The organism is Halomonas salipaludis (assembly GCF_002286975.1).
GTDB lineage: Bacteria > Pseudomonadota > Gammaproteobacteria > Pseudomonadales > Halomonadaceae > Franzmannia > Franzmannia salipaludis.
Map to the genome: position 1 here is coordinate 164,028 of NZ_NSKB01000007.1, position 26,992 is coordinate 191,019.

General features: G+C 63.7%; 24 protein-coding genes. 12 read left to right on the forward strand and 12 right to left on the reverse strand.

Features of this window, described 5'->3' with window-relative positions:
• Nucleotides 1–15: 15 nt before the first annotated feature.
• The 5 genes from CK498_RS18710 to CK498_RS18730 form a co-directional block, all read right to left on the reverse strand.
• Nucleotides 16–987: a Bug family tripartite tricarboxylate transporter substrate binding protein gene (locus tag CK498_RS18710; protein WP_229359141.1), complete on the reverse strand. Its 972-nt coding sequence runs from the start codon at nucleotides 985–987 to the stop codon at nucleotides 16–18.
• A 259-nt stretch (nucleotides 988–1,246) separates the two neighbouring features.
• On the reverse strand, nucleotides 1,247–1,888 hold the full coding sequence (locus tag CK498_RS18715) for an N-carbamoylsarcosine amidohydrolase (RefSeq protein ID WP_095622373.1): 642 nt from the start codon (nucleotides 1,886–1,888) through the stop codon (nucleotides 1,247–1,249).
• Nucleotides 1,889–1,898: 10 nt separating this feature from the next.
• A complete protein-coding gene (locus tag CK498_RS18720; protein WP_095622374.1) occupies nucleotides 1,899–2,651 on the reverse strand; it encodes a maleate cis-trans isomerase family protein in 753 nt (250 codons plus the stop codon).
• A gap of 15 nt (nucleotides 2,652–2,666) precedes the next feature.
• Entirely contained in the window at nucleotides 2,667–3,485 is an 819-nt protein-coding gene (locus CK498_RS18725; RefSeq protein ID WP_095622375.1) for an alpha/beta fold hydrolase, read from the reverse strand.
• Nucleotides 3,482–4,648 carry an FAD-dependent monooxygenase gene (locus CK498_RS18730; RefSeq protein WP_095622376.1) on the reverse strand — a complete coding sequence of 389 codons (1,167 nt, stop codon included), beginning with the start codon at nucleotides 4,646–4,648 and terminating at the stop codon, nucleotides 3,482–3,484. Before CK498_RS18730 ends, CK498_RS18725 begins: the two co-directional genes overlap by 4 nt.
• Before the next feature lie 455 nt (nucleotides 4,649–5,103).
• On the opposite strand from CK498_RS18730, the gene CK498_RS18735 reads away from it, so the two are divergent.
• From CK498_RS18735 to CK498_RS18755, 5 genes are all read left to right on the forward strand, one after another.
• The gene (locus CK498_RS18735; protein WP_095622377.1) at nucleotides 5,104–5,598 is read left to right on the forward strand and encodes a (2Fe-2S)-binding protein; all 495 of its coding nucleotides are present in this window, start codon (nucleotides 5,104–5,106) and stop codon (nucleotides 5,596–5,598) included.
• Nucleotides 5,591–8,575, forward strand: coding sequence for a c-type cytochrome (locus CK498_RS18740; RefSeq protein ID WP_095622378.1), 2,985 nt, complete (start codon nucleotides 5,591–5,593; stop codon nucleotides 8,573–8,575). The genes CK498_RS18735 and CK498_RS18740 overlap by 8 nt, the downstream gene beginning before the upstream one ends.
• Nucleotides 8,576–8,605: 30 nt before the next feature.
• The gene (locus CK498_RS26395) at nucleotides 8,606–8,794 is read left to right on the forward strand and encodes a hypothetical protein (RefSeq protein WP_095622379.1); all 189 of its coding nucleotides are present in this window, start codon (nucleotides 8,606–8,608) and stop codon (nucleotides 8,792–8,794) included.
• Nucleotides 8,787–10,298 carry a sodium:solute symporter family protein gene (locus tag CK498_RS18750; RefSeq protein WP_095622380.1) on the forward strand — a complete coding sequence of 504 codons (1,512 nt, stop codon included), beginning with the start codon at nucleotides 8,787–8,789 and terminating at the stop codon, nucleotides 10,296–10,298. Before CK498_RS26395 ends, CK498_RS18750 begins: the two co-directional genes overlap by 8 nt.
• A 109-nt stretch (nucleotides 10,299–10,407) precedes the next feature.
• Complete coding sequence (locus CK498_RS18755) at nucleotides 10,408–11,439, forward strand: M29 family metallopeptidase (protein ID WP_095622381.1); 1,032 nt, start codon at nucleotides 10,408–10,410, stop codon at nucleotides 11,437–11,439.
• Nucleotides 11,440–11,535: 96 nt separating this feature from the next.
• On the opposite strand, the gene CK498_RS18760 is transcribed toward CK498_RS18755, so the two are convergent.
• On the reverse strand, nucleotides 11,536–12,771 hold the full coding sequence (locus CK498_RS18760; RefSeq protein ID WP_095622382.1) for a Zn-dependent hydrolase: 1,236 nt from the start codon (nucleotides 12,769–12,771) through the stop codon (nucleotides 11,536–11,538).
• Nucleotides 12,772–12,916: 145 nt separating this feature from the next.
• On the opposite strand from CK498_RS18760, the gene CK498_RS18765 reads away from it, so the two are divergent.
• The 7 genes from CK498_RS18765 to CK498_RS18795 all read left to right on the forward strand — a co-directional run bounded on the left by CK498_RS18765 (nucleotide 12,917) and on the right by CK498_RS18795 (nucleotide 20,723).
• Nucleotides 12,917–14,359, forward strand: a complete 1,443-nt coding sequence (locus CK498_RS18765) for an aminotransferase (protein ID WP_229359142.1) — start codon at nucleotides 12,917–12,919, stop codon at nucleotides 14,357–14,359.
• A gap of 67 nt (nucleotides 14,360–14,426) precedes the next feature.
• Nucleotides 14,427–15,773, forward strand: coding sequence for a Na+/H+ antiporter NhaC family protein (locus CK498_RS18770; RefSeq protein WP_095622383.1), 1,347 nt, complete (start codon nucleotides 14,427–14,429; stop codon nucleotides 15,771–15,773).
• 8 nt (nucleotides 15,774–15,781) lie between these two features.
• Nucleotides 15,782–16,897, forward strand: coding sequence for an agmatine deiminase (gene aguA, locus CK498_RS18775; protein WP_095622384.1), 1,116 nt, complete (start codon nucleotides 15,782–15,784; stop codon nucleotides 16,895–16,897).
• An 87-nt stretch (nucleotides 16,898–16,984) separates the two neighbouring features.
• A complete protein-coding gene (locus tag CK498_RS18780; protein ID WP_095622385.1) occupies nucleotides 16,985–18,442 on the forward strand; it encodes a Na+/H+ antiporter NhaC family protein in 1,458 nt (485 codons plus the stop codon).
• A gap of 10 nt (nucleotides 18,443–18,452) precedes the next feature.
• Nucleotides 18,453–19,556: a class II histone deacetylase gene (locus CK498_RS18785; protein ID WP_095622386.1), complete on the forward strand. Its 1,104-nt coding sequence runs from the start codon at nucleotides 18,453–18,455 to the stop codon at nucleotides 19,554–19,556.
• Between the two features lie 22 nt (nucleotides 19,557–19,578).
• Complete coding sequence (locus CK498_RS18790) at nucleotides 19,579–20,376, forward strand: helix-turn-helix transcriptional regulator (RefSeq protein WP_095622387.1); 798 nt, start codon at nucleotides 19,579–19,581, stop codon at nucleotides 20,374–20,376.
• Nucleotides 20,377–20,444: 68 nt separating this feature from the next.
• On the forward strand, nucleotides 20,445–20,723 hold the full coding sequence (locus tag CK498_RS18795; protein ID WP_095622388.1) for a hypothetical protein: 279 nt from the start codon (nucleotides 20,445–20,447) through the stop codon (nucleotides 20,721–20,723).
• A 13-nt stretch (nucleotides 20,724–20,736) separates the two neighbouring features.
• On the opposite strand, the gene CK498_RS18800 is transcribed toward CK498_RS18795, so the two are convergent.
• The 6 genes from CK498_RS18800 to CK498_RS18825 form a co-directional block, all read right to left on the reverse strand.
• Complete coding sequence (locus tag CK498_RS18800) at nucleotides 20,737–21,435, reverse strand: extensin-like domain-containing protein (protein ID WP_095622389.1); 699 nt, start codon at nucleotides 21,433–21,435, stop codon at nucleotides 20,737–20,739.
• Between the two features lie 128 nt (nucleotides 21,436–21,563).
• Nucleotides 21,564–22,544 carry a TAXI family TRAP transporter solute-binding subunit gene (locus CK498_RS18805; RefSeq protein ID WP_095622390.1) on the reverse strand — a complete coding sequence of 327 codons (981 nt, stop codon included), beginning with the start codon at nucleotides 22,542–22,544 and terminating at the stop codon, nucleotides 21,564–21,566.
• Nucleotides 22,545–22,596: 52 nt separating this feature from the next.
• Nucleotides 22,597–23,001 (reverse strand): carboxymuconolactone decarboxylase family protein, encoded by a 405-nt coding sequence (locus tag CK498_RS18810; RefSeq protein ID WP_095622391.1) that lies wholly within the window; start codon nucleotides 22,999–23,001, stop codon nucleotides 22,597–22,599.
• Between the two features lie 11 nt (nucleotides 23,002–23,012).
• On the reverse strand, nucleotides 23,013–23,936 hold the full coding sequence (locus CK498_RS18815) for a D-2-hydroxyacid dehydrogenase family protein (protein ID WP_095622392.1): 924 nt from the start codon (nucleotides 23,934–23,936) through the stop codon (nucleotides 23,013–23,015).
• Nucleotides 23,933–25,891, reverse strand: a complete 1,959-nt coding sequence (locus CK498_RS18820) for a TRAP transporter permease (RefSeq protein WP_095622393.1) — start codon at nucleotides 25,889–25,891, stop codon at nucleotides 23,933–23,935. Before CK498_RS18820 ends, CK498_RS18815 begins: the two co-directional genes overlap by 4 nt.
• Nucleotides 25,892–25,996: 105 nt before the next feature.
• On the reverse strand, nucleotides 25,997–26,989 hold the full coding sequence (locus CK498_RS18825; protein WP_095622394.1) for a TAXI family TRAP transporter solute-binding subunit: 993 nt from the start codon (nucleotides 26,987–26,989) through the stop codon (nucleotides 25,997–25,999).
• Nucleotides 26,990–26,992 lie beyond the last annotated feature (3 nt).

Genomic DNA, 26,992 nt, shown 5'->3' on the forward strand with positions numbered 1-26,992 from the left:
AGTGCGGAGCGGTACTCAATCGCTGAGCAGGCCCGACTCTTCGAGGATCGCATGCACTTCACGCGAGCGCTGGTTGAGATAGGACTCGGTAGCGGCACGCGCCATCGGCGTGATCACCAGGCCTAGCTCGCTGGCCTCCTGCAGGAATCCGTCATCGTTGAGCAGTTCGTAAAAGAGCTGCTCCAATCGGTCGCGCCGTGCCTCGGGCACGCCTTGCGGCAGGTAGAGCATGAAGAAATCTTCCGCGATGAAGTCAAACCCTTGCTCCTTGAATGTCGGCACGTCGGGAGCAAAAGGGTGGCGCTCCTCGGCGGCAACACCGAGCAACCTGACCGCTCCCGCGGCGTGCTGGTCAGCGAGCAGGGGAATCGGCAAGGTGACAGACATCACCTCACCGGACAGCAGTGCCGATACGGTGGGAGCGTAGCCTTGGTAAGGAATCTTGGTGAGGTCGACATCGAAGCGATTCTCCAACATGCTGGCCGCGATGTAGGAGAAACCACCTGGAGAGTCATTGCCGTTGACGATGCCACCGGGCATGTCCCGCAGCAGCTCCAGATACTCCTCTATCGACTCGATACCGGTATCGTCACCCACCGCCAGTGATGCCGGCTCGGGACCGATGAACACCAGCGGCTCCAGCTCATCCAGCGGGGTGGCGTTGGGATTCATGTAACTCTGGGCAATGGCGTGGGTCCCCATCATGCCCACGGTGTATCCGTCTGGCGCGGCATCGGCCACGTGTCTCACACCGGTAGACCCCGCGGCACCGGTCACATTGGTGACGACCAGCGGCTGAGACATCGCCTCTGGAGCATACTCCGCCATCAGGCGGGCAGCGAGATCATAGGCGCCCCCCGCCGGCCAGGGCACGACCAGGGAAACGGGACGGGTGGGAAACTCCTCCGCTACCACTGGGGTGAATACCGCAGCGAGCTGGAAGGTAGCCAAAGCGGCCGCAGCCATCAGGGTATGACGGGTTTTCATTGTTTTCACCAATTGTCAGAAGTCTAAGATTAGGCTTGTTATTGCTCTTCCCGATCACTGGCGTGACGATCGTCAAGTGGCAGCACGACATGCCTCGACCAAGCCTCCGGCAGCGCAACATGCGATGCCGTGACAAGGCCACCATCCATGCTGTCTTGGCGAATCTCCTTAGCCCAGCAGGGCTGCTATCGCTTGTTGTCTCACTTGATATGTCATGGCATCCAGCCACTCTCTACTTGCCTGCCATCCGTCGGCAGGGTCATGTCGTCACCAAGGTGGCAAAGAACTCGTCCTTGCCGATCACATCACCATACTTGCTGTCGATATCGAACAGGTTGGCCTCGTGGGGCGCAGGGTGGCGGTCGCCCACGCATTCACGCATCACCATCACGCGGAAGCCGTGCTGCAGACCATCCACCGCCGTGGCACGGATGCAGCCACTCGTCGAGCACCCCATCAGCACCACGGTATCCACCCCCAAGGCGCGCAGCGTCGGTGCCAGCGAGGTGCCGAAGAACGCGCTGGGATACTGCTTGGTGATCACCAGCTCCTCCGGTAGCGGCGCCACCTCTGGACAGAATTCGGCATGCGGGTTGCCTTCCACCATCGCCTTCATCACCGGCGCCTTCTTCAGCCACACGCCGCCGTCGAGGAAGCGTTCGGGCTGGTAGCGAATGTTGGTGTGTATGACCGGTAGCCCGGCGCGACGCGCCTGTGCCAGTGCCTCGGCGGCGTGGGGCATAGCCGCGACCACGCCGGGGGCATAGAGTGGAGCCCCGGGTATGGTGTAGCCCTGCATGAAGTCGACCACTATCAGGGCGCTCTGCTCACCGAAGCCGATCCGGCTGTCCCATACGCCCTTGTAGTTATCCTGCGCGTCATCGTTGTGAGGGTTGGACATCAGGGCGTCCTCAGTAAGCGCCGGAGAGCAGGGCGCCAGCACCAGGCACCACGGGCTCGAGATCCAGGGCCTTGAGCATGGCATAGGTCGTGGCGATGGCCGCAGTGACCACCGGCTTGCCGGTGAGCGCTTCGACCTTAGGGACGGCAGCCAGCGAGGGCATCTGCACGCAAGCAGAGAGTACGATGGCGTCCACATCGCCATAGTCGAGGCCGGCAACGATCTCCGGCAGGTTGGCGGGATCGTGGCGCGCCACATCGAGGTTGTTGGGGATCTCAAGGGCTCGATAGTCGACCACGTCGATCCCTTCCTGGCGGACATAGTCCACCACCATCTCGGTGAGCGGCTTCATGTAGGGCGCTACCACCACCACACGCTTGGCCTTGAGTACCTCGAGGGCATCCACCAGGGCACCGGCACTGGTGACAACCGGGGTGTCGCAACCGTTTTCCTCGGTGCGGCCACGCAGTCGCTGCTGGGATTCGCGGTGGTAACCCGGCCCCATGGACATGATCGCCACCAGGCAGGCGTAACCCATCACATCCACTGCCGCGTCGGAGAGCTCCAGGGCACAGCGGTCGGACTCGGCGTCCATGGCGGCCAGTTCGTCCTTGCTCACCGTCTTCATACGCATGCGGCTGGAGTGGAAGGTAAAGCGTTCGGGACGAATCAACTGTCGTGCCCCCAGCATGGCCGGGATTTCCGTCTCCATGGTGATATTCGAACTGGGTACGATCTGGCCGATGCGGTATGTCTTGGTCATGGCGCTAGGGCTCCCTTAGAGTTCAACGCCCAGGAAATCCTCGAAGGCGGCGAAGAAGCCCTCGACGTCATCCCAGGGGATCATATGGCCTGCCTGCTCTGCAGTCGTGATGCGAATCGACGGCAGCAGATCGCGGATTTCGTCGCGATCCTGATCCTCGATCACCCCCCCCTTGCCGGCACACATCAGCAGCGTCGGCACTCCAACGCCGGGCAGGTCCTGATGGATATCGACACTGTGGAACTCCTCGAAGGCCTGGATGATGGCCGGTTCATAGCAGGTGTGCAGCCACTCGGCGCGCAGTCGACGCTGCTCTTCGCTCCAGGTGGGGCAGAATTGACGCATCGTCTCGGCGTCGGCGCCGTGGACACAGGCGCGGATCGAATCCACATACCACGGCAGCTTGCTGGGATATTCACGACGCCCAGGACCGGACACCGGCGGATCGATCAACACCAGCTTGTCGATATTCGGTGCCCCCCGGGACAGGGCGCGCAACGCAAAACGGGCGCCCATGGAGTGGCCGGCGAGGACGACACTCTCCAACCCCAGCGCTGTGATGAAGGCACTCACGTCATCGGCACAGGTATTGGTGTCGTAGTCGAGCTCGGGGCCGCTGGAAGAGAGACCACGCCCGCGTACGTCGAGCACATAGGTGTCGAAGTATCGGCCGAGGCGCTCGGCCACGAAGCCCCAGGTCACCGCCGGGCTGGTAATGCCGGGGATCAATACCAGCGGCTGGCGGGTAGCCGATGCCTCACCGCCATAGCGCAGGTAGTGCTGGCGTATGCCGTTGGCATGAACGTGGGCGCCATACAAGAAATTACTGCTCATGCTGGACTCTCCTGGCTCATGTCTTGCGGCTGCTTGAGTGGCTCCTGGTAGACGTCATAGCCGAACACCCAGGCGGGATCTTCGTCATGGCGCAGCCAGGTGTTGTCATGCGATACCTTCTGTACCCGTGAAGCGCGCTCGAAACGGTTGGTACGGTATAGCTCGAAGGCCTCCTGGTAGTTGTCCGCTCCCACCTCGTCGAGGCAGCGCACCAGCATGGCAGCATCCTCGATGGCCATGGCGGCGCCCTGGGCCATGTGCGGCTTCATCGGATGGCAGGCATCGCCCAGCAGCACCAGGCGATTGTCGTGCCACAGCGGCAGCGGATTGCGTTCGAGCAGCGGCCACTTGGTCACCGTCTCGGTGCAATCGATCAGTGCCTGGACCGTGGGGTGATAACCCTCGAAGGCCTTGCGCATCTCTTCGCGAGAGCTGTCCACGAAGGAGGTGCCATGACGCCACTCCGGCTCGGGCACGCCGGTGACGTAGTAGTACTCCTGCTCATCACCGGTGACGAAGTAGACCATCATATGGCGATCTTCCGACCACCACTTCACGCATGCCTCGAAGTCGAGATCGTAGGCCTTGAGTTTCTCTGCCGAGATGATCGCCCGATGGGCGACCCAGCCGCTGTAAATAGGTGCTTCGCTGCCGAGCAGTTTTTCGCGAATGCATGAGTTGACCCCATCGGCACCAATGACTATATCAGCCTCGTCGCTGCTGCCATCGCTGAAGTGCATCACCACCTTGTCGCCGGTGTCATCTACCTCTACCAACTGCTTGCCGAAGTAGAGGCGCTCCTGATCCAAGGTACCCACCATCAGCTCATGCAGGTCACCACGATGTACGGTGATATACGACGCGCCGTACTCTTGGCGAGCGAAGTCACCGAGGGGGATACGTGACAAGTATTCACCGCTCTTGCCATCGCGACTGAACCAGTGACTGGGATGCGACCCCATGGCGTCGAGACGCTCCTCAAGCCCGATTTGGCGCATCACCTTCATGACATTGGGCCCGAGGTGAATGCCGGCCCCCAGGCGGGTGAAGCTCGGCGCCTGCTCATACACCTTGGTGGAATAGCCTGCCTGCTGTAGCAGTGCGCCAGCGGCCGCGCCGCCCAGTCCGGCGCCAATCACGGCGATGGTGAGTGCATTGGACATCGTGTCGTTTCCTCATTGCTCTTGTTGGCATCTCCCCCAGTGCGCCAGGCAGACCAGCCGTTGCAGGTCTACGCCTCGCCGACTCGCCTAGGGCTCAGCCATACAGGGCCGATCAGGCGAGGAAAACCGTAGGAGTAAAAACAACGTATACACCAATAAAAAAAGGGTCAAGAATTATTTTTCCAACATACCCCCTGTCAAACGACCAGACAGGCCATAATAGAAAAATACATAAAAAACTTATAAAACAATTATTTATTATCACACTCAATCACGGATAGAGCAAAAAAACAGCACTTGCAAGAATCGCCACGCCAGTGCTATATGTTGTAGACACTAGGATCTAATAGCGTACACGCCATTAGCAGCAAGAAAAGTGCACTACCAGCGAGAACCGCACCATTTCTTGCACCAGAGCGGTGCGACCGCAGCAGCCAACAATAACGACGACACCCATGACCCAAACCCTGACACTGAACGTCAACGGACAGGCGCAAGCGCTATCAGTGGCACCCGACACGCCGCTGCTGAATGTGTTGCGCAACGATCTAGCGCTCAATGGCCCCAAGTACGGTTGTGGGCTGGGTGAGTGCGGAGCCTGCAGCGTGCTGGTCAACGGCATGGCTGCCCGAGCTTGCGTGCTACCGATCTCAGCGGTAGTCGGCCACGAAATTGTTACCCTCGAGGGCCTGGCCCACGAGGGCCGGCTCGACCCAGTGCAGCAGGCCTTTATCGAAGCGCAGGCCGCCCAGTGCGGCTATTGCCTCAACGGCATGATCATTAGCCTGCGGGCCTTGCTCAATCGAACCCCGCGGCCCACATCGACACAGCTCAGAGCGGCGCTGGAGTATCACCTCTGCCGCTGTGGCACCCACCTGGAGATCCTGGAGGCAGCAGAGCGCGCCGTAGACATCAATGCCGCAGAGTCACTGGAGGCGCCCCGTGACTGACCGGCCGCTCTCCTCGCCGAGGGCCGACCGTGCAACGCTGCCCGCTGCGCTGGCATCGCCCAAGCGCTTCGGCGTAGCAATACGGCCTCCCCGCTATGCCTGGAACGGCGAGCACTTCGTCAGCGATCGACTGGTAGACGTGGACAGGGCCAGCGTGGCCGACCAACCGGGGCGGATCGAGGTTGTCGTCGAGGGCAACTTCGTGGGCGTGGTCGCCGACAGCCTGGATGCGGCCCAGAACGCCGCACGACAACTGGCCATCGAGTGGCAGGCCATCTCCGATACGGGCCATGGCAATGACGTCCGAGCTCACATAGCGACCAAAACGAACAGCAGCGATCCGCTCGCAGAGCATGGCACCCCCAGCCCGGCCCACCGCCACGACTATGGCTGGCCAAGCCGTCTACGCTGGGGCGATACCCCCGGCTGGGTGGTGGCCGACTGCTCCGAGCAAAGCCTCATGGTGTGGGTCGATAGCATGTCGCCAGAGGCCTTGGCCCACGACTTGGCGACACTTACCGGCCTGGCGCGCGAGCATATCGACCTGTATGGGCCCTCAGCACTGCGAGATGCCTGCTTGGGACGCCACTGCGGGGACGATGCCGCAGTGGATGCTGCCATCATGTCTCGCCGGCTCGGTTACCCCGTGGCGGTATGGCTGGATGCAACCTACGCACGCGATGTGCAGGCCCTGGGCGAGGCCCAGCGCATCTCCTTGCGTGCCGACCTGGCAATGGACGGCGAGATCAGCGACTTCCGCTACCACCAGGCGCATATTTCGGGAGACATTGCTGCCGTGGGCCTATGGCTATGCGGTTGCCCTCCCGTCCAGCCAGCCATGGCCAGCCCAGCTGCGACTTACTCCCCCTATGCCTTTCGTCGCCACCGGTTGGCGACACGACGCGATGCGGGCACTCACAGCCACAACGACGGGTTCGCCGAGATTCAACAAGCGTTTGCCAGAGAATCCTTCCTGGACGAGGTAGCCCACGACAGTGGCCAGGATCCACTGGCACTGCGCCAGCGTCATCTCGACGATCCGCGTGGTATCGAGCTGATCGAGTCCGTCTCCCGGCGCGCCGAGTGGGGTAAAACGTCATCCCCTGCCGATGCCGAGTCACCCGACCTGCTGCGCGGCCGCGGCTTCGCCTATGCGCAACGTCCCGACCGCCATCAACGTATTGCCGAAGGCGTCCGCTCGGCCTGGATCGCCGATGTGGAGGTCAACCGCGTGACCGGCGATGTCACCCTGACCCGCCTGGTGGTGGGCCAGGATGCCGGGCCTGACATCGACACCTCGCGCTTGCAGCAAACCTTGCAAGCGCGTGTGCTGAGTAGCGCGCGTCCGCTGCTTGGGCGCGCCCCCACCTTCGACGAATGGGGCGATGGCAGCGAGCCTCCCCCGGACCGGGATAGCGCAACCAGTAGCGCTCTCGTGGAGCCGACCGACACCCTAACCCGGAGAGCAACGAACGACATGCCGGCGACGCCGGGCGCTACGGCACTACCTGAGGCAGACCTTGCCCCCGCTGTGGCAGTCATCGCCAATGCCCTGTTCGATGCCACCGGAGTGCGTTTTCGCCAGCCGCCGTTCACTGCCGGCCGGGTACGCGAGGCCCTGCAGGACCCGACCTCCCCATTGCAGAAAAACGTCTCCGAACCACCAGCCCTTCGGCGCGGTAAACGCTGGTTCAAGGCAGCGGCACTGACCGCGGTAGCCGGCACAGCGATGATGGCCTGGCCCTGGAAGGGCGCGATCGCCCCGATCCCGCGCCCTGCCGCCAACCTCTACTCGGCAGAGACCATCGAGCGTGGGCGGCTGGTAGCCGCGGCTGGCGACTGCGCGGCCTGCCACACCGCCGAGGGAGGACAAGAAAATGCCGGAGGGCATGCCTTCGATACGCCGTTCGGCACCCTCTACAGCACCAATCTAACGCCCGATGAGGAAACCGGGATTGGCCAGTGGTCCTATGCGGCCTTCGACCGCGCCATGCGTCAAGGCATCAGCCGTGACGGCCGCCACCTCTATCCTGCGTTCCCCTACACGGCCTTTGCCAAGATCAGCGATGCCGACATGCAGGCGCTTTATGCCTATCTGATGGCACAGCCCGCAGTGCGCGCCGAGACACCCGCCAACTCGCTGAGCTTCCCCTTCAATATCCGACCATTAATGGCAGGCTGGAATGCGTTATACCACGATGCCACGCCCTTCGAGCCCGCCCCCGAGCAGAGTGATTTATACAACCGTGGCGCTTATCTCGCCGAGGGCCTGGGCCACTGCAGCGCCTGCCATACCCCACGCAACGCCATGGGCGCAGAGCGTCGAGGAGAACAGCGCCTGGCCGGCGCCATGGTGGACGGCTGGGAGGCCCCTCCCCTCAACCAGCAAACTCACTCACCGATTGCCTGGAGCGAGGCCTCTCTCTACGACTATCTGCGCCATGGAGCCTCGTCGCTGCATGGCGTGGCCTCCGGCCCCATGGCACCAGTAGTAGCCGGCCTGGGCGAGCTGCCGGAGTACGACGTACGCGCCCTGGCGCACTACGTGGCGGCCCAGATGGGCGTACCGGCAGGAGATAGCGAGAGTGTTCAAGCGGATGCCGCGGAGCGCATTGCCTCGACCCAGAGCGGCCCTATGGGAATGGAGGAAGGTGAGCGCCTATTCGAGGGCGCTTGCGCTGCTTGTCATATGGAGAGCGGCGCTCCCACCTTTTCCAGCGCCAAAACTTCTCTGGCCCTGAACACCAACCTGTTCAGCGCACATCCCGACAACGTCATTCAATCGATTCTAGGCGGCGTACATGCCGACCATGTTCCAGGCAGCGGCGCGATGCCTGGTTTCTCCGACAGCCTTAGCGACTCTCAGGTTGCCACTCTGACGGCTTACCTGCGGGCACGCTTCGCGCCCGACCAAGCACCCTGGAAAGACATCGAATCCCGCACATCGGAGATTCGTTCCTATAACGATAACCCTTAACCCCGACGTAATAACAATACGAGGTTGATCATGCAAAGAAGCAAATGGATATGGCTAGTTTGGACAGTGGTACTACTGTGCTACCTAGTCCCTTACACCCTACTGACCAACGTACAAACATGGCTGGGCAGTTTTCTGTTCTGGACGATTGCCGGGTTGGTGATCATTGCCCTAAACCTCTATATCACCAAAGATTTCGAGGAGCACGGCAATGACTGAGTCAATGATCTGGTGGTCTATCGCCATCTATTTCTTTATTGCCATTGGGATTGCCATCTTATCTCGCCAAGGCAAGTCGGAGAGCATGTCGGGTTATTTCTTGGGTAACCGACAAATGAATGGGTTCGTCTCAGCGTTGAGCTACAGCGCCACGACCTATAGCGCCTTTATGATGGTAGGGCTGGCCGGATTGACCTACGCCGGCGGCGTGGGCGCCCTCGGCTTTGAAATCATCTATTTCGCGGGCGTCTCGCTGGTGGCGATCTTCGGGCCGAAATTCTGGGCCGTAGGCAAGAAGTTCAACTTCGTGACCCCTAGCGAGATGCTAGGCCATCGCTATAACAGCAAGCACGTCGCCATGGCCGTGTCGATTGCCAGCTGTATCTTCCTGATTCCCTACGCAGCAGTACAGCTTGCCGGCGTTGGCTATCTACTTCAAGGCACCACCAACGGCGCAATTCCTTTTACCACCGGGGTAATGCTGGCAACGGTGATAGCGATTATCTTCTCCTATGTAGCAGGCATTCGCTCAGTCATGTGGACCGACTCCCTGCAAGCCATCATGATGATCATCGCCTCGACGCTGGTCGCTTTCCTGGTCATCCAGGGACTAGGTGGGTTTACGGCGCTGTTCGACACCCTGGCCAGTGAGCATCCCCAATCGCTAACGGTTCCAGGCACTGGTCTATTCAGCTTCATCACCTTCCTCGGCCTGACCATCCCGTGGTTCTTCTTTAGCCTCTCCAACCCCCAGGTCAGCCAGCGGCTATTCATGCCCGCCTCGCTGCGCTCCATGCGCCAGATGCTGATCGGCTTCCTGGTCTTCGGCTTTATCTACACCCTGGTGTCGGTGCTGTGGGGCTTTTCTGCCCTGGCGGCCTTTCCTAGCCTGGAGCGCGCGGATCTCGCCACCCCGACGCTGCTGGCATCCGACTTCGTGCCACCGCTCCTGGGCGTTATCGTGATGATCGGCATCATGGCCGCCGCCGTCTCGACCATCGACTCGATCATGCTGACTCTCTCCTCGATGCTGGCACGTGACGTCTATGCCAATCTCAAGCCCGATGCCAGCGAAAAGCGTCAGCTGCTGGCCGGCAAGATCGTGATCCCCGTCATCGCCATCATGGCGCTTGGCTTTGCCGAACTCGAGCTCGACCTGATCGCCGTGCTCTCGGTGGCAGCTTCATCGGGCCTGGTGGCCATGGTGCCAGCGATCATCGGTGCCTTCTACTGGAAGCGTGGCACTGCCGCTGGCGCCCTGGTAAGCGTGCTCGGCACCGGCGCCTTCGTGCTTTTCGTCTATGCCATTGGCAACTCCTTCCTGGGTCTGCCGGCAGGCGTGTGGGGAATTATCGTGTCCACGACGCTATTCGTAGGTGTGAGTTTAGCGACCAAACCGCATAAGGCTTCTACCGATCTCTTCCTAAAGGCTATCACCGAGGAGTTAGGCCGCAAGAAGCACACACCATCCGCCAGCCCTGACCCACACAACGCCACGGCTTAATTTTCATCGACAATCTACCGCTCGGCGCTTTATGTCCGATAAGGGCTAAAGCGCCAAGGTCGGACGCATTAGCCCTAACGGTTCCATACAATGGATATTGGGAGTTCTCATGGATCACGCAAGTTTTACCGAAATATGTCTGCACCAGCTAAAAATGTCTGGCGTGCATGAAGGCGAAAAGCTCATTATCCTTACACAGGGCAATGAACGCCTTGAGTATGCCGATGCGTTTATGGCGGCGGGCCAGCGCTTAGGTGCTAATATGTACCATATGCGCTTACCGTCCCCACTACCGACGGGCGGTTGGAATGTGGGTACGACAGGTCTAGCCAGCATGCCAGACGCGGTAGAAGCGCTTAAGAATTGCGACATGCTGATCGACTGTATTTTCCTGCTTTTTTCACCGGAACAAATGGCTATACAGGCGGCGGGGACGCGCATACTGACAGCCGTAGAGCCTCCTGAGTTATTGGCGCGCATGTTGCCCTCGAAAGAGTTGAGAGAGAAGGTCGAAATCGCTGCCGATATGCTGGACAAGGCCAAGGTAATGCGTATTACCTCGCCCCATGGCACCGATGTTACCTACCAATTGAATACCTATCCCACCATCGCCGAATATGCCTGTACCGATGAACCAGGCCGCTGGGATCACTGGCCGTCAGGGTTTGTCTTTACCGGCGGCGACGACGATGGTGTTGATGGCCAGATCGTCGTCGCTCCGGGCGATATCCTCTTGCCCCAGAATATCTACGTTCGCGAACCGATCACCTATACCATAGAGAAGGGCTGGATCACCGATATTCGAGGAGGCTTCGAGGCCGATATCGTCAAATCCTATATGCAAGACTTCAATGACGAGCGCGGCTATGGCATGAGCCACGTCGGCTGGGGAATGAACCGGGACGCCAAGTGGCACAGAATGGTGCCCGGAGAGTTCCCCGGTGGCATGGGGATGGAGCCCAGGAGCTTCTACGGAAACGTGATGTTCTCGACGGGGCCGAATAGCGAGCTCGGGGGGAGCAATGACACCGCCTGCCACTTGGACATTCCCATGCGAGGCTGCTCACTCTTTCTCGATGACACGCCCATCGTTATCGACGGCGACATCGTTGAAAAGGAGATCATCATCGACCAACCATGATCCTGCAGCGCCCCCCCAGGGGCTCACGCCTGAGCCTCTGGGTGATTGCCGCAAAATAGCCCCACATCCTTGGTGCTACTGCTTTCGACAAGCCGCTTACTCTCTGCCGGCCAGCTCGATCAGCGCATCGCACAGCACCTGAGCGCCCAGGGCGCACTGCTCCGGGCTCGAGTACTCCGCCTCGTTGTGGCTGATACCGTCGCGACAGGGGATGAAGACCATCGCCGTGGGCGCGACCCGCGACACATAGACGGCGTCGTGGCCGGCACCGCTCAGCATGCGCCGGTAGGCAATGCCACGAGCCTTGGCGGCGCCCTCCACGGCGTCGACGCAGCCGGCATCGAAGCTCACCACCGGCGAGGCCCAGATGCGCTCGCTTTTCGCCTCCACGCCGAAGGCCTCGCCGGCGGCGGCCAGTTCATCCTCGAAGCGCGCTTCCAGGGCATCCAGCTCACCCTCGTCGATATGACGCAGGTCGACGCTGAGCCGCACCTCTCCGGGCACCACGTTACGCGAGGCGGCGTCGATTTCCAGGGTGCCACAGGTGACCTTGGTGTCGCCGCTGGGATCCGCCAGGGCGTGGGCCTGGAGGCGGTCGATGCAGCGCGCCGCGGCGGCCAAGGCGTCGCGCCGGTAGCGCATCGGCGTGGGGCCGGCATGCGAGGACTGGCCGCGCAGCGTGACGTCGAACCAGCGCATGCCCTGCACGCCGGTCACCACGCCGATCGCCTCGTGGTTCTCCTCCAACACCGGCCCCTGCTCGATATGCAGCTCGAGGAAGCCCGCCAGGCGCGGCTCGCCCACCGCCATCTCGCCGTTGAAGCCGGTCGCGGCGAGCGCCTCGCCGAGGCTCACGCCGTCGCGGTCGCGGCGCGCCAGGGTCGAGCCGACGCTGAACACGCCGGCATAGGTGCCGGAGGCGACCATGGCCGGGGCGAAGCGGCTGCCCTCCTCGTTGGTCCACACCACCAGTTCCAGCGGCCGCTGGGTGACCACGCCGTGATCGTCGAGGGTACGCAGCGCCTCGAGGCCGGCCAGTACCCCCAGCACGCCGTCGAAGCGTCCACCCTTGGGCTGGGTATCCAGGTGGCTGCCAACGCCGATCGGATCGAGATCGTCACGCTTGCCGGCGCGGCGCAGGAACATGTTGCCGACGCGATCGACGCGCAGCGTAAGACCCAGCGCCTGGCCCCATTCGATCAGCAAGTGCCGGCCGGCGGCGTCCTCGTCGGTAAGCGCCAGCCGGTGGCTGCCGCCGTTGGGGCTGGGGCCGATCTCGGCCATCGCCATCAGCGAATCCCACAGTCGTTGCCCATCAATGGAGTGCGTCATGGGTGCCTCGTTGCGTTGTGGTTATAGGGTGTTGCCAGCTTAGAAAGCGGCCCTGCCTGCCACCATACCCCAATCGGGATATGTTCCCGCCAAGTCGCCCCTGGCTAGTCTGGTGCTACCGATAACAACAGACGAGGCCACGGCCATGCCCCCGACACCGACCATCAAGCGTTCCGCCCCGCGGCAGTCGAACGCCAGCACCCGCCAGGACCTCGACGCCCAGGCGCTATGGCAGAAGGACAAGGATCACTTCATCCACCCCTTCACCGACTACAGCCGCTTCCACGACGAGGGCTGCGATCTGATCACCGACAGCGACGGCATCTACGTGGAAGACGTCCACGGCAATCGCTTTATCGACGGCATCGCCGGCCTGTGGTGCGTCAACGTCGGCCACGGCCGCGCCGAGATCGGCCAGGCCATGGCCGAGCAGGCCACCCGCATGGCCTACTTCTCCACCTTCAACAACCTTTCCAACGCCCCGGCGACGGAGCTGGCCGCCAAGCTCGCCGAGCTGGCTCCGGCCCACCTCAACCACGTGTTCTTCAGCTGCGGCGGCTCGACGGCCAACGACGCCACCGTTCGCCTGGTCCACTACTACTTCAATCGCCTGGGCAAGCCCAACAAGAAGCGCATCCTGTCGCGCAACAACGCCTACCACGGCACCACCTACCTGGCGGCGAGCCTGACCGGCATCGAAAGCAACAACTGGGACTTCGACACCCTGGATCACCTGGTCACCCACCTCAGCGAGGCCAACCTCTACCGCCGCCCCGAGGGCATGAGCGAGGCGGACTACTGCGATCACCTGGTGGCCGAGCTGGAAGAGCGCATCGCCGAGATCGGCGCCGACAATATCGCCGCCTTTATCGCCGAGCCGATCATGGGCGCCGGAGGGGTGCTGATGGCGCCGGCGGGCTATCACGCCCGCATCCAGGCGGTGTGCCGCACCCACGACATCCTGTTCATCGCCGACGAGGTGGTCACCGGCTTCGGCCGCCTGGGCCACTTCTTCGCCTCCGAGGCGGTCTTCGATACCCAGCCGGACATCATCAACTGCGCCAAGGGGCTCTCCTCGGGCTATGCGCCGCTGGGCGCCACCCTGATCTCCGACGAGCTCTTCGAAGTCCTGGGCACCCCCCAGGGCAAGGGCGGCGTGCTGAGCACCGGTTTCACCTACTCCGGCCATCCGGTGAGCTGTGCGGCGGCGCTCAAGAACATCGAGATCATCGAGCGCGAGCGGATCTGCGACAACGTCCGCGAGGTGGGTCCCTATCTGGCGCAGCAGCTCAAAACCCTGGCAGATCACGAGACTGTCGGCGACGTGCGCGGCAGCCACTTTATGCTGGCCATCGAGAACGTCGCCGATAAGGCCACCAAGGAGCTGCTGCCGGTGGAGGCGCGGGTCGGCGACCGGGTCGCCGCCGAGGCCCAGAAGCGCGGCCTGATCATCCGCCCGGTGGGCCACCTCAACATCATCTCGCCGCCGCTGATCTGGGACCGCGACACCGTCGACCGGGTGGTGGCCGTCCTCGATGAGGCCTTCACCGCCGTCACGGCGTCCCTCAAGGCCGACGGGTTTATCTGACCCGCTCGGGGGCCGGGCGACAGGCCCCCACCCTCACAAGACCACAACGATAAATAGAGAGTGTTGTATGGAAAGTTTTGGCGCCTGGAGCCTGCTCCCCACCGCCGTGGTGCTGGGCATGGCCGTTATCACCCGTCGCACCATCGAGTCGCTGCTGGCCGGGGCCCTGGTGGGCCTGCTGATGATCGACCCCACCACGGTGGTCACCCAGGGTTCGGATATCCTGCTCAGCGTGCTGGGCAACGACACCGTGACCTGGATCATCCTGGTCTGCGGCCTGTTCGGCAGCCTGATCGCCCTGCTGGTCAAGACCGGCGGCGTGCTCAGCTTCGGCGACGCCGTCACCAAGCGCATCCATAGCCGCCGCCAGAGCCTGCTGGCCACCTGGGTGCTGGGGCTGGTGATCTTCGTCGATGACTACCTCAATGCGCTGACCATCAGCGCCTCGATGAAGAAGATCACCGACCGCTTCCAGGTCTCGCGGGAGAAGCTCGCCTATATCGTCGACTCCACCGCGGCGCCGATCTGCATCCTGGTGCCCTTCTCCACCTGGGCAGTATTCTTCGCCGGCCTGCTGGAGGAGAACGACGTGTCCGGCAACGGCATGGGCCTCTATATCGAAGCCATCCCGTATATGTTCTACGCCTGGGTGGCCGCCGCCGTGGTGCCCCTGGTGGCCATGGGCTGGATTCCCAACTTCGGCCCCATGAAGGCCGCCGAGGCCCGCGCCGCCGCCGGCCAGCTGATGCCGGACGGCGTCGACGACAACGCCCTGGAGGTGGAGGACGATGGCCGCATGCGCCCGCACCTGCTCAATTTCCTGCTGCCCATCGCCACCCTGATCTTCTTCACCTGGTACTTCGAGATCGACATCCTGCGCGGCGTCATCGTGGCGCTGGCCGTGACCCTGGTGCTGATCGCCGTCCAGAAGCTGCTGAGCTTCCACGACACCTTCGACACCGCCCTGGATGGCTTCAAGGCGATGATCATGCCGCTGGGCACCCTGGTGGCCGGCTTCACCCTCAAGGAGGTCAACGACGTGCTGGGGCTCACCGACTACGTGATCGCCACCGTCCAGCCGCTGATGAGCCCGGGGATGCTGCCGGCGGTGGTCTTCGTCACCATGGCTTTCCTGGCCTTCGCCACCGGCTCCTTCTGGGGGCTGTTCGCCGTGGCCATGCCCATCGTACTGCCCCTGGCCGCCAGCATGGACAGCCATATGCCGCTGGTGATCGGCGCGCTGATCTCGGCCAGCGCCTTCGGCAGCCACGCCTGCTTCTACGGCGACTCCACGGTGCTCTCGGCTCAGGGCAGCGGCTGCACGCCCATGGCCCACGCCCTGACCCAGTTGCCCTATGTGTTGATCTCCGCAGCAATTGCCGCCGGCATCTTTCTGATCGTAGGCCACCTGTGAGAACCGTCATGAACCCACCACAGATCGAAAGCCCCAGCGCCGATACCGCCACCCCTGCAACCCTGGGCTTCGCCATGCCCGCCGAGTTCGCCCCCCACGACGCCTGCTGGATGCTCTGGCCGCAACGCCCCGACACCTGGCGCTACGGCGCCAAGCCGGCCCAGCAGGCCTTCGCTGCGGTGGCCTGCGCCATCGCCGAGAGCGAGACGGTGTTCGTCGGCGTCAACGACGACCAGTACGAGAACGCCCGCCACCAGCTGCCCGCCCATATCCGCGTGGTGGAGCTCTCCAGCAACGACGCCTGGATGCGCGACGTGGGCCCCACCTTCCTGACCCACCCCGACGGCCGTCTGGCGATGGTCGACTGGGAGTTCAATGCCTGGGGCGGCCTCGACGGCGGGCTCTATTTTCCCTGGGACAAGGACAAGCGCATCCGTACCAAGATTGCCGAGATGCTCGGCATTCCGCGCTTCACCGCACCGATGGTACTGGAGGGCGGGGCGCTGCACGTCGACGGTGAAGGCACCCTGATCACCACCGAGGAGTGCCTGCTCAACCCCAACCGCAACCCCGGCCTGAACCGCCGGGAAATGGAGCAGCTGCTCCGCGACTACCTCGGCATCGACAAGGTGATCTGGCTGCCGCGGGGCTGCCACCGCGACGAGACCGATGGGCACGTGGATAACCTGTGCTGCTTCGTGGCCCCCGGCCAGGTGGCGTTGAGCTGGTGCGACGACGACGCAGACCCCCAGGCCGCCATCTGCCGCGAGGCGCTGGCGGTGCTCGAGGCCGCCAGCGACGCCAAGGGCCGACCGTTGAGCGTGCACAAGCTGCCCCAGCCCGGCCCACTGTATATCGCCGAGGACGAGGCCAGCGGCCTGGATCGCCTCGACAGCTCCCACCCGCGGCGCCCCGGCGATCGCATGGCCGGCTCCTACGTCAATTTCTATATCGCCAACGCCGCGGTGGTGATGCCGCTGCTCGACCCTGTCCATGACGAGGAGGCCAAAGCGATCCTCCAGGGACTCTTCCCCGACAAGCGGGTGATCGGCGTGCCAGCCCGAGAGATCCTGCTCGGCGGCGGCAATATCCACTGCATCACCCAGCAGCAACCGCGCGTGTGAGCCTGCGTTATCCCCTTGGGGACAATGCGGGCGACGTCCCAGCGGTGCTACCAATAGCAGATCGCACAACAACAAAGGTCATCTACCATGTCGCACAATGCTTCGGGCCTGACGGGCCATTCTCAGCGCTTCGGCAGTGCCACCAAGGGCGGCCTGCTGTTTCTCAGCGTCGTGTTGGTCGCCAGCCTGAGCGGCTTCGCGCTGATCGATAGTGACTATTACGGCCTCTACAGCCTACTGCCTACCACCGTGGTCATCAGCATGGCGCTGCTCACGCGACGGACGCTGGAAGCGCTGCTGGCCGGGGCACTGAGTGGCTTCATCATGCTGTCGCCCACCACCGCCGTACAGGATATGGCGGCCAGCGGCCTGGGGGTGATGCAGGACCCGACCATGGGCTGGATCATCCTGGTCTGCGGCTTGCTTGGCAGCCTGATTGGCCTGCTGCAGTTCGCGCGAGGCACGGAGGCGTTCAGTCGCGCCGCCGGACGCTACTTCACCACGCGTCGCAGCGCGCTGCTGGGCAGTGTCGGGCTCGGTGTGCTGATCTTCATCGATGACTACCTCAACGCCATGACCGTCTCGGCGGCGATGAAACGGCTGGCCGACAAGCTTAAGATATCGCGCTCGATGCTGGCCTATATCGTCGACTCGACCGCGGCGCCCATCTGCTTGATCATCCCCTTCTCCACCTGGGCAATTTACCTCTCGGGACTGCTGGAAAGCCACGACGTTGCCGACACCGGCCAGGGCTTCAGCTACTACCTGACTCTCATCCCCTACCTGTTCTACCCCTGGGTGGCGCTGATCGTGGTGCTGCTGGTCGCTGGCGGACTGATCCCGGCGCTGGGCAAGATGAAGCGTGCCGAGCAGGGCGACGAAGAGCGGTTGCCCGAGAACAACGAAGAGGAAAATCCCGAGCAGTTCACGCATCGCCCCGCCAGGTTGATCAATTTCCTGCTGCCGATGGCAACGCTGATCTTCGCCACCTGGTGGTTCGAGATCGACGCACTGATCGGTGTGGCGTTCGCCCTGCTGGTGACCCTTGGTCTGTACGTGGCGCAAGACATGGCACCGCTCAACCGCCTGTTCGACGAGATCATCAAGGGACTGCAGTTCATGTTGGTGCCGCTGGGCATCGTCTTCGCCGCCTTCATTCTGCAAGACGTCAACGAGCAGTTGAGTCTGGCCGAGACACTGATCGACTGGGTCATGCCGGTCATGGCGGGTCAGTGGCTGCCAGCAGTGACCTTCGTGATACTCGCCGGCCTCGCCTTTGCCACCGGCTCCTTCTGGGGTGTCTATGCCATTGCCTTCCCCATCGTGGTTCCGCTGGCGCTCGCCACCGGCGCCTCGCTGCCACTGACCCTAGGCGCCATGATCTCAGCGGGAGCCTTCGGTTCGCACGCCTGCTTCTTTGGCGACTCCACGGTATTGAGTGCCCGTGGCTGCAGTGTGACACCGCTGCAGCACGCCCTGACCCAGCTTCCCTATGTCTTGATCGCCGCGGCCTTTAGTGTGCTGCTATTCATCGTCCTGGCCTGAGGAGTTGACCATGCCACGCACCGGGTTTGCCTTTCATGAACACTGCATGTGGCACGATGCCGGCCCGTGTTCGATCTTCGACGCCCCGGGAGAGTTCGTGCAACCCGCCGCCGCGGCAGAGCATCCAGAGACCAAGCGGCGCCTGCGCAACCTGCTGGAGATGAGCGGCCTGATCGATGAGCTGGTCCTGCTCAAGGGTGAACCGGCTAGCGAGGAGGACCTGCTGCGCTTTCACACCTCCGCCTACCTCGACCGGCTGGCAGGGATGAGCGAGCGCGGTTTCGGTGATGCTGGCGAGTGCGCGCCGCTGCGCAAGGACAGCTACACCATCGCCCGCCGCTCCACTGGGCAGGCGATGATCGCCATGCAAGCGGTGCTTAGCGGCCGCTGCGACAACGCCTATGCGCTGTGCCGACCACCTGGCCACCACGCCGAGCGTGACCGGGGCCGGGGCTTCTGCCTGCTGGGCAATATCCCGGTGGCGATCATGGCGATGATGGCGCACCATCCGCTGAGGCGCGTCGCGGTCATCGACTGGGACGTGCATCACGGCAATGGCACCCAGCAAGCGTTCTGGGAGCGTGATGATGTATTGGCCATCTCGCTCCATCATGACAACAACTATCCTCAGGATAGCGGCCACCTCAGCGAGCGCGGCGAGGGTGCCGGATTCGGCTATACCCTCAACGTGCCGCTACCTGCCGGGAGCGGGATCGGTGCCTACCTGGCGGCCCTCGACGAGGTGGTCATACCGGCCCTCACTCGCTATCGGCCCGAGCTGATCGTGGTAGCCTGCGGCTTCGATGCCAGCGCCATGGACCCTCTCGGCTGCATGCTGCTCAACAGCGGCGCCTATGCGACCATGACCCAAAAGCTGTTGAGCGCCGCCGAGCGGCTCTGCTCCGGGCGATTGGTCATGGTCCACGAAGGCGGTTACTCGGAAGGCTATGTTCCGTTTTGTGGCCACGCAGTGATTCAGACACTGGCCGCTAGTCAGACCGAGGCCTACGATCCGATGGACGCTGAAATCGCCCGCTGGGGGCAACAAACGCTACAGCAACACCAGCAGCCTTGGATCGACCGGGCCGCCGCGCTAGTGGAGGATATTCGCTAGGCTTCTAACAGGCTGATATGCCATGCACGAGCCCCGTCACGCCGCCAAACCTCCCGCCAGCCTGGCGCCTGTCGCCAAGCTGGCGGGGCTGGTGCGCTCGCCGGATTTTCTCGATGGGTTGGGGGAGGTACTGGCGGCTTACTTTCCCGGCATCAGCTATGCGGCCTTCCACTTTTCCGCCCAGGGTCGCCCCGCCATCCTGGCACACAATCTCGATGCCACGCGCCATCAACGCGTTCTCATACCGTACATAGAACGCATGTATTTGCTCGATCCGATATTCCAGCACTGGGAGCGACACCGTGCCCGTGGCGTGTGGTCATTGGATGAGCTGGCACCAGCAGGGTTTCGAGACAGCGATTACTTCGCCACCTACTACCGCGAGCTGGGACTGCATGACGAAGCCGGGGCCTTCTTTCCCCTCACCGAGCAGGACTGCTTGTCGCTCTCCTTCGGTTTCTATCGCCCCTTGGCCACGCCGGCACCCGACGATGTGCTCGCCGTGCTGACCTATCTCTTCCCCTTGCTGGAATCGCTGATAGGCCAGTTCTGGCTGGCCAGCAGCCTGCACCTTCCCCGCGTCGACGACCAGGCTCCCAGCCAATTGCACGACTTCGGTCGCGATGTGCTCAGCGACCGTGAGCGCGACGTGGCTTGGTTAATCCTGCGTGGCTACAGCTCACCGGAGATTGCCCGACAGCTGGGCATCACCCAGGGGACGGTCAAGAACCACCGCAAGCGCCTCTACAGCCGGCTCAACATCAGTAGTCAGGGCGAGCTTTTCCGCCAGTTCATGCTATTCCAGCAGCCCCTCTCCTGATCCCACATTGCCCCAAGGCTCGACGGCTTCTAGGGTGACGAGGCAAACCATGGAAAAGGAGAGCTGATATGTACGAGCAAGGAGCCAAAACCGTTGAGAGGCCCCGCCACACGCCCCGCGGCCTGCTGAGTCTGGCGGCCATCGCCTTGACTGCGCTGGTGCTGGCCGGCTGTGGCACCACCACCGGCGAACGCGCCGCCAGCGGTGCCGGCGTCGGGGCCGCGGCGGGTGCTGGGGCAGGCGCCGCCACCGGCGGCAGTGCCACCCGCGGCGCAGTGATCGGTGCGGGCGTGGGTGCCGCCGCCGGGGCGCTGACCGACGAGGAGGATATCGATCTCAGCCAGTAACCTCGGGTCTCGCCTAGCGGCACAGCCGGAAGCCGCGCATGCCGAAATGGAAGTGATCGGCATGCGCGGCGTTGTAGTCCGGCCCCAGCACGTTGCCGAAGATATCGCAGGCGCCGTCCCGCGCCTCGCGCAGAAACGCCCCCGCCTCGCCGTCATCGTCCCAGTCGCCTAGCAGCGTGATGCGCCGCCCGTCGGCGAAGCCGAACCCCGCCACGTCGAACGCGTCGGCGCTGGCATGTTCGCTCAGGCGTCCGTCCTCGCGGCCATAGACGTTGCGGCAGCTGTAGCTGCCGTAGTGCTCGACGCTTGTCACGCGGCTGCCGAACACCTCCTCGGCGGCGGGCTGCAGACGCTGGCGCTCGTAGATCACCCAGGCCAGTGCCAGCGAGCAGCTGGCGACGAAGCTGGCGTTGAAGTCGACCCCGCTGCCCTGGACCCGCACCACGTTCGCAAGCGGGCACCCCGCCACCGGCTCATGGTCGTCCAGCGCGGTATAGGCCAATTCAGCATCCGGTACCGTATTCAGCGCCGCCAGGCAGCCCTGGCGGTCGTCGGCCAGCTGGCGCAGCTTCCACTTGCTGACCGGCGTCAGCGGGTCATCCACCGCCAGCGGCTCCCAGGGCGCCCAGTGCTGGGGCACCGCTTCCCACACGCGTTGGTGCGCCGCGGACACTGCCACGGCGATAATCAACAACACGATGAACTTGCCCATTCACTACCACCGGCGAAAGATTCGCCTCCAGCCTAAGCGCTGTGCCTCGCCGATGCGATAACCCCGGATAGCAGCAGGCCGCCCGAGGGCGGCCTGCTGCGGGTGGCACGGTGCGATCGAGCCAACGCTTACTCGGCTTCGGGCGGCATGACCGCCTCGGGAATCTCCAGACCGGCCTCCTGGTAGTAGCGCAGCGCGCCTGGATGCAGCGGCGTGGTGGTGTTGTCGAGGGCGATCTGCGCCGTCATGCCCTCCACCGGGGCAAAGCTCTCGGCGATGGCCTCGACGTTCTCCCAGTAGGCGCGGGTCAGGTCGTAGGCGGTCTCCTCGTCCATGCTGCTGTTGGCAACGATGCCGATGAAGGTGCCCAGGGTGGTGGCCTCGGGCATGTCGCGGTAGGTCTCGGCGGGGATGGTCGCCGGTGACAGGAACGGCAGCGCTTCGGTCACTGCCTCGAGCTGCTCGTCGCTGAACGACAGGATATGCAGCGGCCGCGAGGAGTGAACCTCGGTGAAGGCCGGGATCGGCGGCACGCCGTTGTAGCTGAAGCCGACAATGCGCCCGTCGACCACCGCCTCGGCGGCATCATCCATACGCATGCGCTGGAAGTCCGGCTGGATGCCGAGCACCTCGAACACCATGTCGGTGATGTACTCGCCGCCACCGCCAATGCTGCTGGGATTGAAGCGCTCGCCCTCGAGTTCCTCGAAGGTCTCGATATCGCGGTCCTGGCGCACCGCCCAGTGCATGGTCGAGGGCGCGACCCAGGTGATCACCCGCATGTCGGGGTTGTGGTGGTCGGTCTGCTGGCCTTCGCCATGGTAGCCCTCGTAGGCGCCGATGGCGTCGATCAGCGCCAGGTCGATCTCACCGCCGCGCAGGCGAATGGCGTTCTCCCGCGAACCGCCGGTCTCGCGTACCGAGATCTCGTGGTCGGTGGCGCCGCTGACGATGCGCGAGACCTCGGAGTAGCCGAAGTACCAGCCGCTGGCGCTGGGCGCCACGCCGATGCTCAGCGACTCGCCGGCCAGCGCCGGGGTAGCGGCGACCAGGGCCGCGGACATCAGCGCCGTGCCCAGGTGGCGGCGCAGGGATACGGTGGCGTACATAAATTAACTCCTAGCTTTTCAGACGCAGTCTTGGTTGTTATTACGCTCAGAATCACTCGCCGTCGCGGAACGCGATGCCCTCTTCGGCGAGTACCTCGCGGGCCACGCGGAAGCCGTCGATGGCCGCCGGGAAGCCGCAGTAGGCGGCGCTCTGCAGCAGTACCTCGCGGATTTCCGCCGGCGTGCAGCCATTGTTGAGCGCGCCCTTGAGGTGAATCTTGAGCTCGTGGGGGCGATTGAGGGCCACCATCATGCCCAGGTTGACCAGGCTGCGGGTCTGCCGCGGCAGGCCCTCACGGGTCCAGATATCGCCCCAGCAGTTGCGGGTCACCAGCTCCTGCAGCGGCCAGCTGAAGTCGTCGGCGCCGTCCAGCGAGCGGTCGACGTAGGCATCCCCCAGCACCTCGCGGCGCACGGTGATCCCCTGCGGATCGAGGCTGTCGTTGCGATGACTCATGGCGCATCTCCTCACTCGCTGGCGGCGGCCAGCAGGTTGTCGAAGGCATCGCCGAAGTAGAGCTCGTAGCTGTCCTTTTCGACGTAGCCGAGATGCGGCGTGGCCACCAGCCCCGGCAGGGCCAGCATGGGATGCTCGAACAGCGGCTCCTGCTCGAAGACATCGATGCCGGCGCGTCCCGGCCGACCGGCACGCAGCGCCGCTTCCAGCGCGCCGGGCTCGATCAGCTCGGCGCGGCTGGTGTTGATCAACACCGCCTCGGGCTGCATCAATGCCAGATGCTCAGCCGTGACCATGCCGCGGGTGTCATCGTTGAGGCGCAGATGCAAGCTGAGCACGTCGCTGCGCGCGAACAGGTCGTCCTGGCTGGCGGCGACCTCGAGCCCCGCCTCGGCGGCGCGCTGGCGGGTGCCCTCGCGCCCCCACACCAGCAGCTGCATGCCGAATGCCTGGCCGTAGCCGGCCACCAACTGGCCGATCTTGCCGTAGCCGAAGATGCCCAGGGTGCGGCCCTTGAGCCCGGTGCCCAGGGTGCGCTGCCAACGCCCTGCCTTGAGGTTCTCGACCTCTTGGGGAATGTGCCGGGTCGCCGCCATCACCAGGCCCCAGGTCAGCTCGGCGGCGGCCACCGGCGAACCGGTACCGGTCAGCACCTTGACCCCGTGGCGGGCGCAGGCATCCTGGTCGATATGCGCCGCACCGCCGCCGGTCTGGCTGATGTAGCGCAGCTTGGGCAGCCTGGCCAGCAGCGCCTCGCTGATCCGGGTCCGCTCACGAATCAGCACCAGCGCCTCGGCGTCCTGGAAGCGCTCGGCCAGGGCATCGAGATCGCTCAGGGTGTCGTGATGAATCGTCACATCGTGACCCTCGAGCTTGCCGAAGGCGTCCAGGGTGCGTACTGCGTCTTGGTAGTCGTCGGAGATCACGATCTTCATTGCGCGGGTTCCTTGCCTGCTGCGGGTGAGGAGGAGCGGGATAGCGTCGCCTGATGGTGACGATACTGCCAGATGAACAAGCCAACGATCAGCACGATGCCGATGACGTCGGTGAGCAGCTGGCCGGTGATCAGCATCAGCGCCGCAATCAGCAGCAGTCCGCGCTCCAGCCAACTGCAGGGTCGCAGGAAGTAGCCGATGGTCGAGCCGGCCAGGGCGATGATGCCCAACACCCCGGAGCCGACCGCCAAGGCGATCTCCAGCGGCGTACCGTTGCCCAGCAGCGGCGGGTGGTAGATGAACATGTAGGGGATCAGGAAGCCACCCAGCGAGATCTTGGTCGCGGTCAGCGCGGTCTTGAACCAGTGCGACCCGGCGATCGCACCGCCGATATAGGCGGCCAGAGCCACCGGCGGCGTGACCCCGGAGAGGATCGCGAAGTAGAGGATGAACAGGTGGGCCGAAAGGCTCGGCAGCCCAGCCTCGATGAAGGCCGCGGCCACCACCGAGGCGGCGAGCATGTAGGCCGCCACCGTGGGCAAGCCCATGCCGAGGATGATCGCCACCACCATCGCCAGCACCAGCGTGATCAGCACGTCGCCGCCGCTGACCACCAGGATCACCGAGGAGACCTTGAGGCCCAGGCCGGTAAGGCTGATTACCGAGGCGATGATCGCCACGCTGCCGATGATCACCGCGATCATCGCCGCGGTCATCGCCCCGGCCTCGAGGGCTGCCGGCAGCGACTTGATGCGCTCCCACAGGGTGCCCGGGCTGCGCCACGAGAACAGATAGATCAACACCGCGGTGAAGTAGGCCGCCACCGCCGCGGTGGTGGGGGTGTAGCGCAGCACCAGCATGGTCACCAGCACCGCGATCGGCACCACCAGGGTCTCGATGTTGAACAGCCCCTCGCGCAGCGTCGGGCGCTGCGACTTGGGCACCGGCGTGAGGCCCAGCCGCTTGGCCTCGAAGTGCACGCTCATCCAGATGGCGAGATAGAACAGCAGCGCCGGGATCAGCGCCGCGCCGATGATCTCCAGATAGCTGGTCGAGATCACGTCGGCCATGACGAAGGCCGCCGCGCCCATGATCGGCGGCAGGATCTGCCCGCCGGTGGACGCCGAGGCCTCGGTGGCCGCGGCGAAGCGTGGGCTATAGCCGTTCTTCTTCATCAGCGGGATGGTGAACACCCCAGTGGTGGCGACATTGGCCGCGGTACTGCCGCTGATGCTGCCGAACAGCGCGCTGCACAGGGTCGCGGCCTTGGCCGGCCCTCCGGACATGCGCCCGGTGGCGGCGTTGGAGAGGCGCATGAAGGTATCGCCGCCGCCGGTGGTGACCAGCAGCGCACCGAACATGATGAAGATTACGATCACCGTCGACGAGGTGCGCATCAGGCTGCCGTAGATGCCAGTGGGGCTCATGTAGAAGGTCGCCACCAGGTCCGCCCAGCCGTAGCCGCCGTGGCCCCAAACGCCGGGCAGGTAGCGCCCGAAGTAGGCGTAGACCAACGCCACCAGCACCAGCACCGGGAAGGCCAGGCCGATGGCACGTCGGCACGCTTCCAGCAGCAGTAGGATAGCGGCAATGCCGAAGAACAGATCGGTGGTGGTCGGCATCAGATAGCCGAGATCATAGAGAATGCGGTCGAAGTGATAGATGTAGTAGGCGCTGATCGCCACTCCCAGCAGCACCGGTATCACGTCGTACCAGGGCAACCGTTCGCTGTCGCGTGCCCGGCAGGTGTAGGCGAGGAAAATCAGCGGAATGGCGAACATCAGATGGATCGCATTCTGAGTATTGACCGCCCCGGTGACCGCGGCGTAGAGATGGAAGAGCGCCATGGACACGGCGGCGATGCGCATGACCAGGAACCAGATGCCCGTCAGCTTGCGCTTGCCGGAATCATCGGAATACTTCTCGACGACCTGTTGCTCTCGAGGCGTGTCCATTACCAGACTCCTGCGTCGCCGACCCGCTGGGCCAGCGACGACGAATGGATGTGATCGAACGATACCCCGTCGGCAGCCGGGCCGCCAACGGGGCAGTAACGACGCTTACTGCGCCTCGGGGGGAATGACGTCGTCGGGAATTTCCAGCTCGAGCTCCTGATAGTAACGCAGCGCACCGGCATGCAGCGGGAAGGTCGCGTTATCTATCACGTCCTGGGGCGTCACGCCGTCGGCCGGGGCAAAGGAGGCCGCTACCTGATCATGATTCTCCCAGTATGCCTTGGTGATTTCATAGACGATATCGTCGTCGAGGCTGGCGTTGGCAGCCACGCCCATGTAGATGCCCAGCGAGGTGGCCTCCTCCATGTCGCGGTAGGTACCGGCCGGAATCACCGATGGCGACAGGAACGGCAGCTCGCCGGTGACCAGATCGAGCTGCTCTTCGGACAGCGACAGCAGCTGCAGCGGCCGCGACGAGTGGACCTCGGTAAAGGCCGGGATCGGCGGCACGCCGTTGTAGCTGAAGCCGACCAGGCGGCCGTCGGTGACGCCCTCGGCGGCATCGTCGATGCGCATGCGCTGGAAGTCGGGTTCGACGCCGAGGATATCGAACACCAGCTCGGTGATGTACTCACCGCCGCCGCCGATGCTGCTGGGATTGAAACGCTGGCCGTTGAGATCGTCGAAGGTCTCGATATCCGAGTCCTGGCGCACCGCCCAGTGCATGGTCGAAGGCGCGATCCAGTAGACCAGGCGGGCATTCTCGTTGGGCGTCTCCTCGAAGCGGCCGATGCCGTTGTACATCTCGTAGCCGACCAGCGCCTCGGTGAAGGCCAGGTCGAGTTCGTCGCGGCCCAGGCGAATGGCATTCTCGCGGGTGCCGCCGGTCTCGCGTACCGAGATCTCATAGGGAGTGTTGGCGCTGATCACCCGCGCGCCTTCGGAGATACCGAAGAACCAACCGGTGCCGGTGGGTACGGCACCGATGTTCAGCGACTCCTGGGCCTGGGCGACACCGGCGGTGAGACTGCCAACTGCCAACAGTGAGATGGGCAGCAGCTGACGGGCTTTGCGGAAGGTCTTGAGCGTAGCGTTCATTCG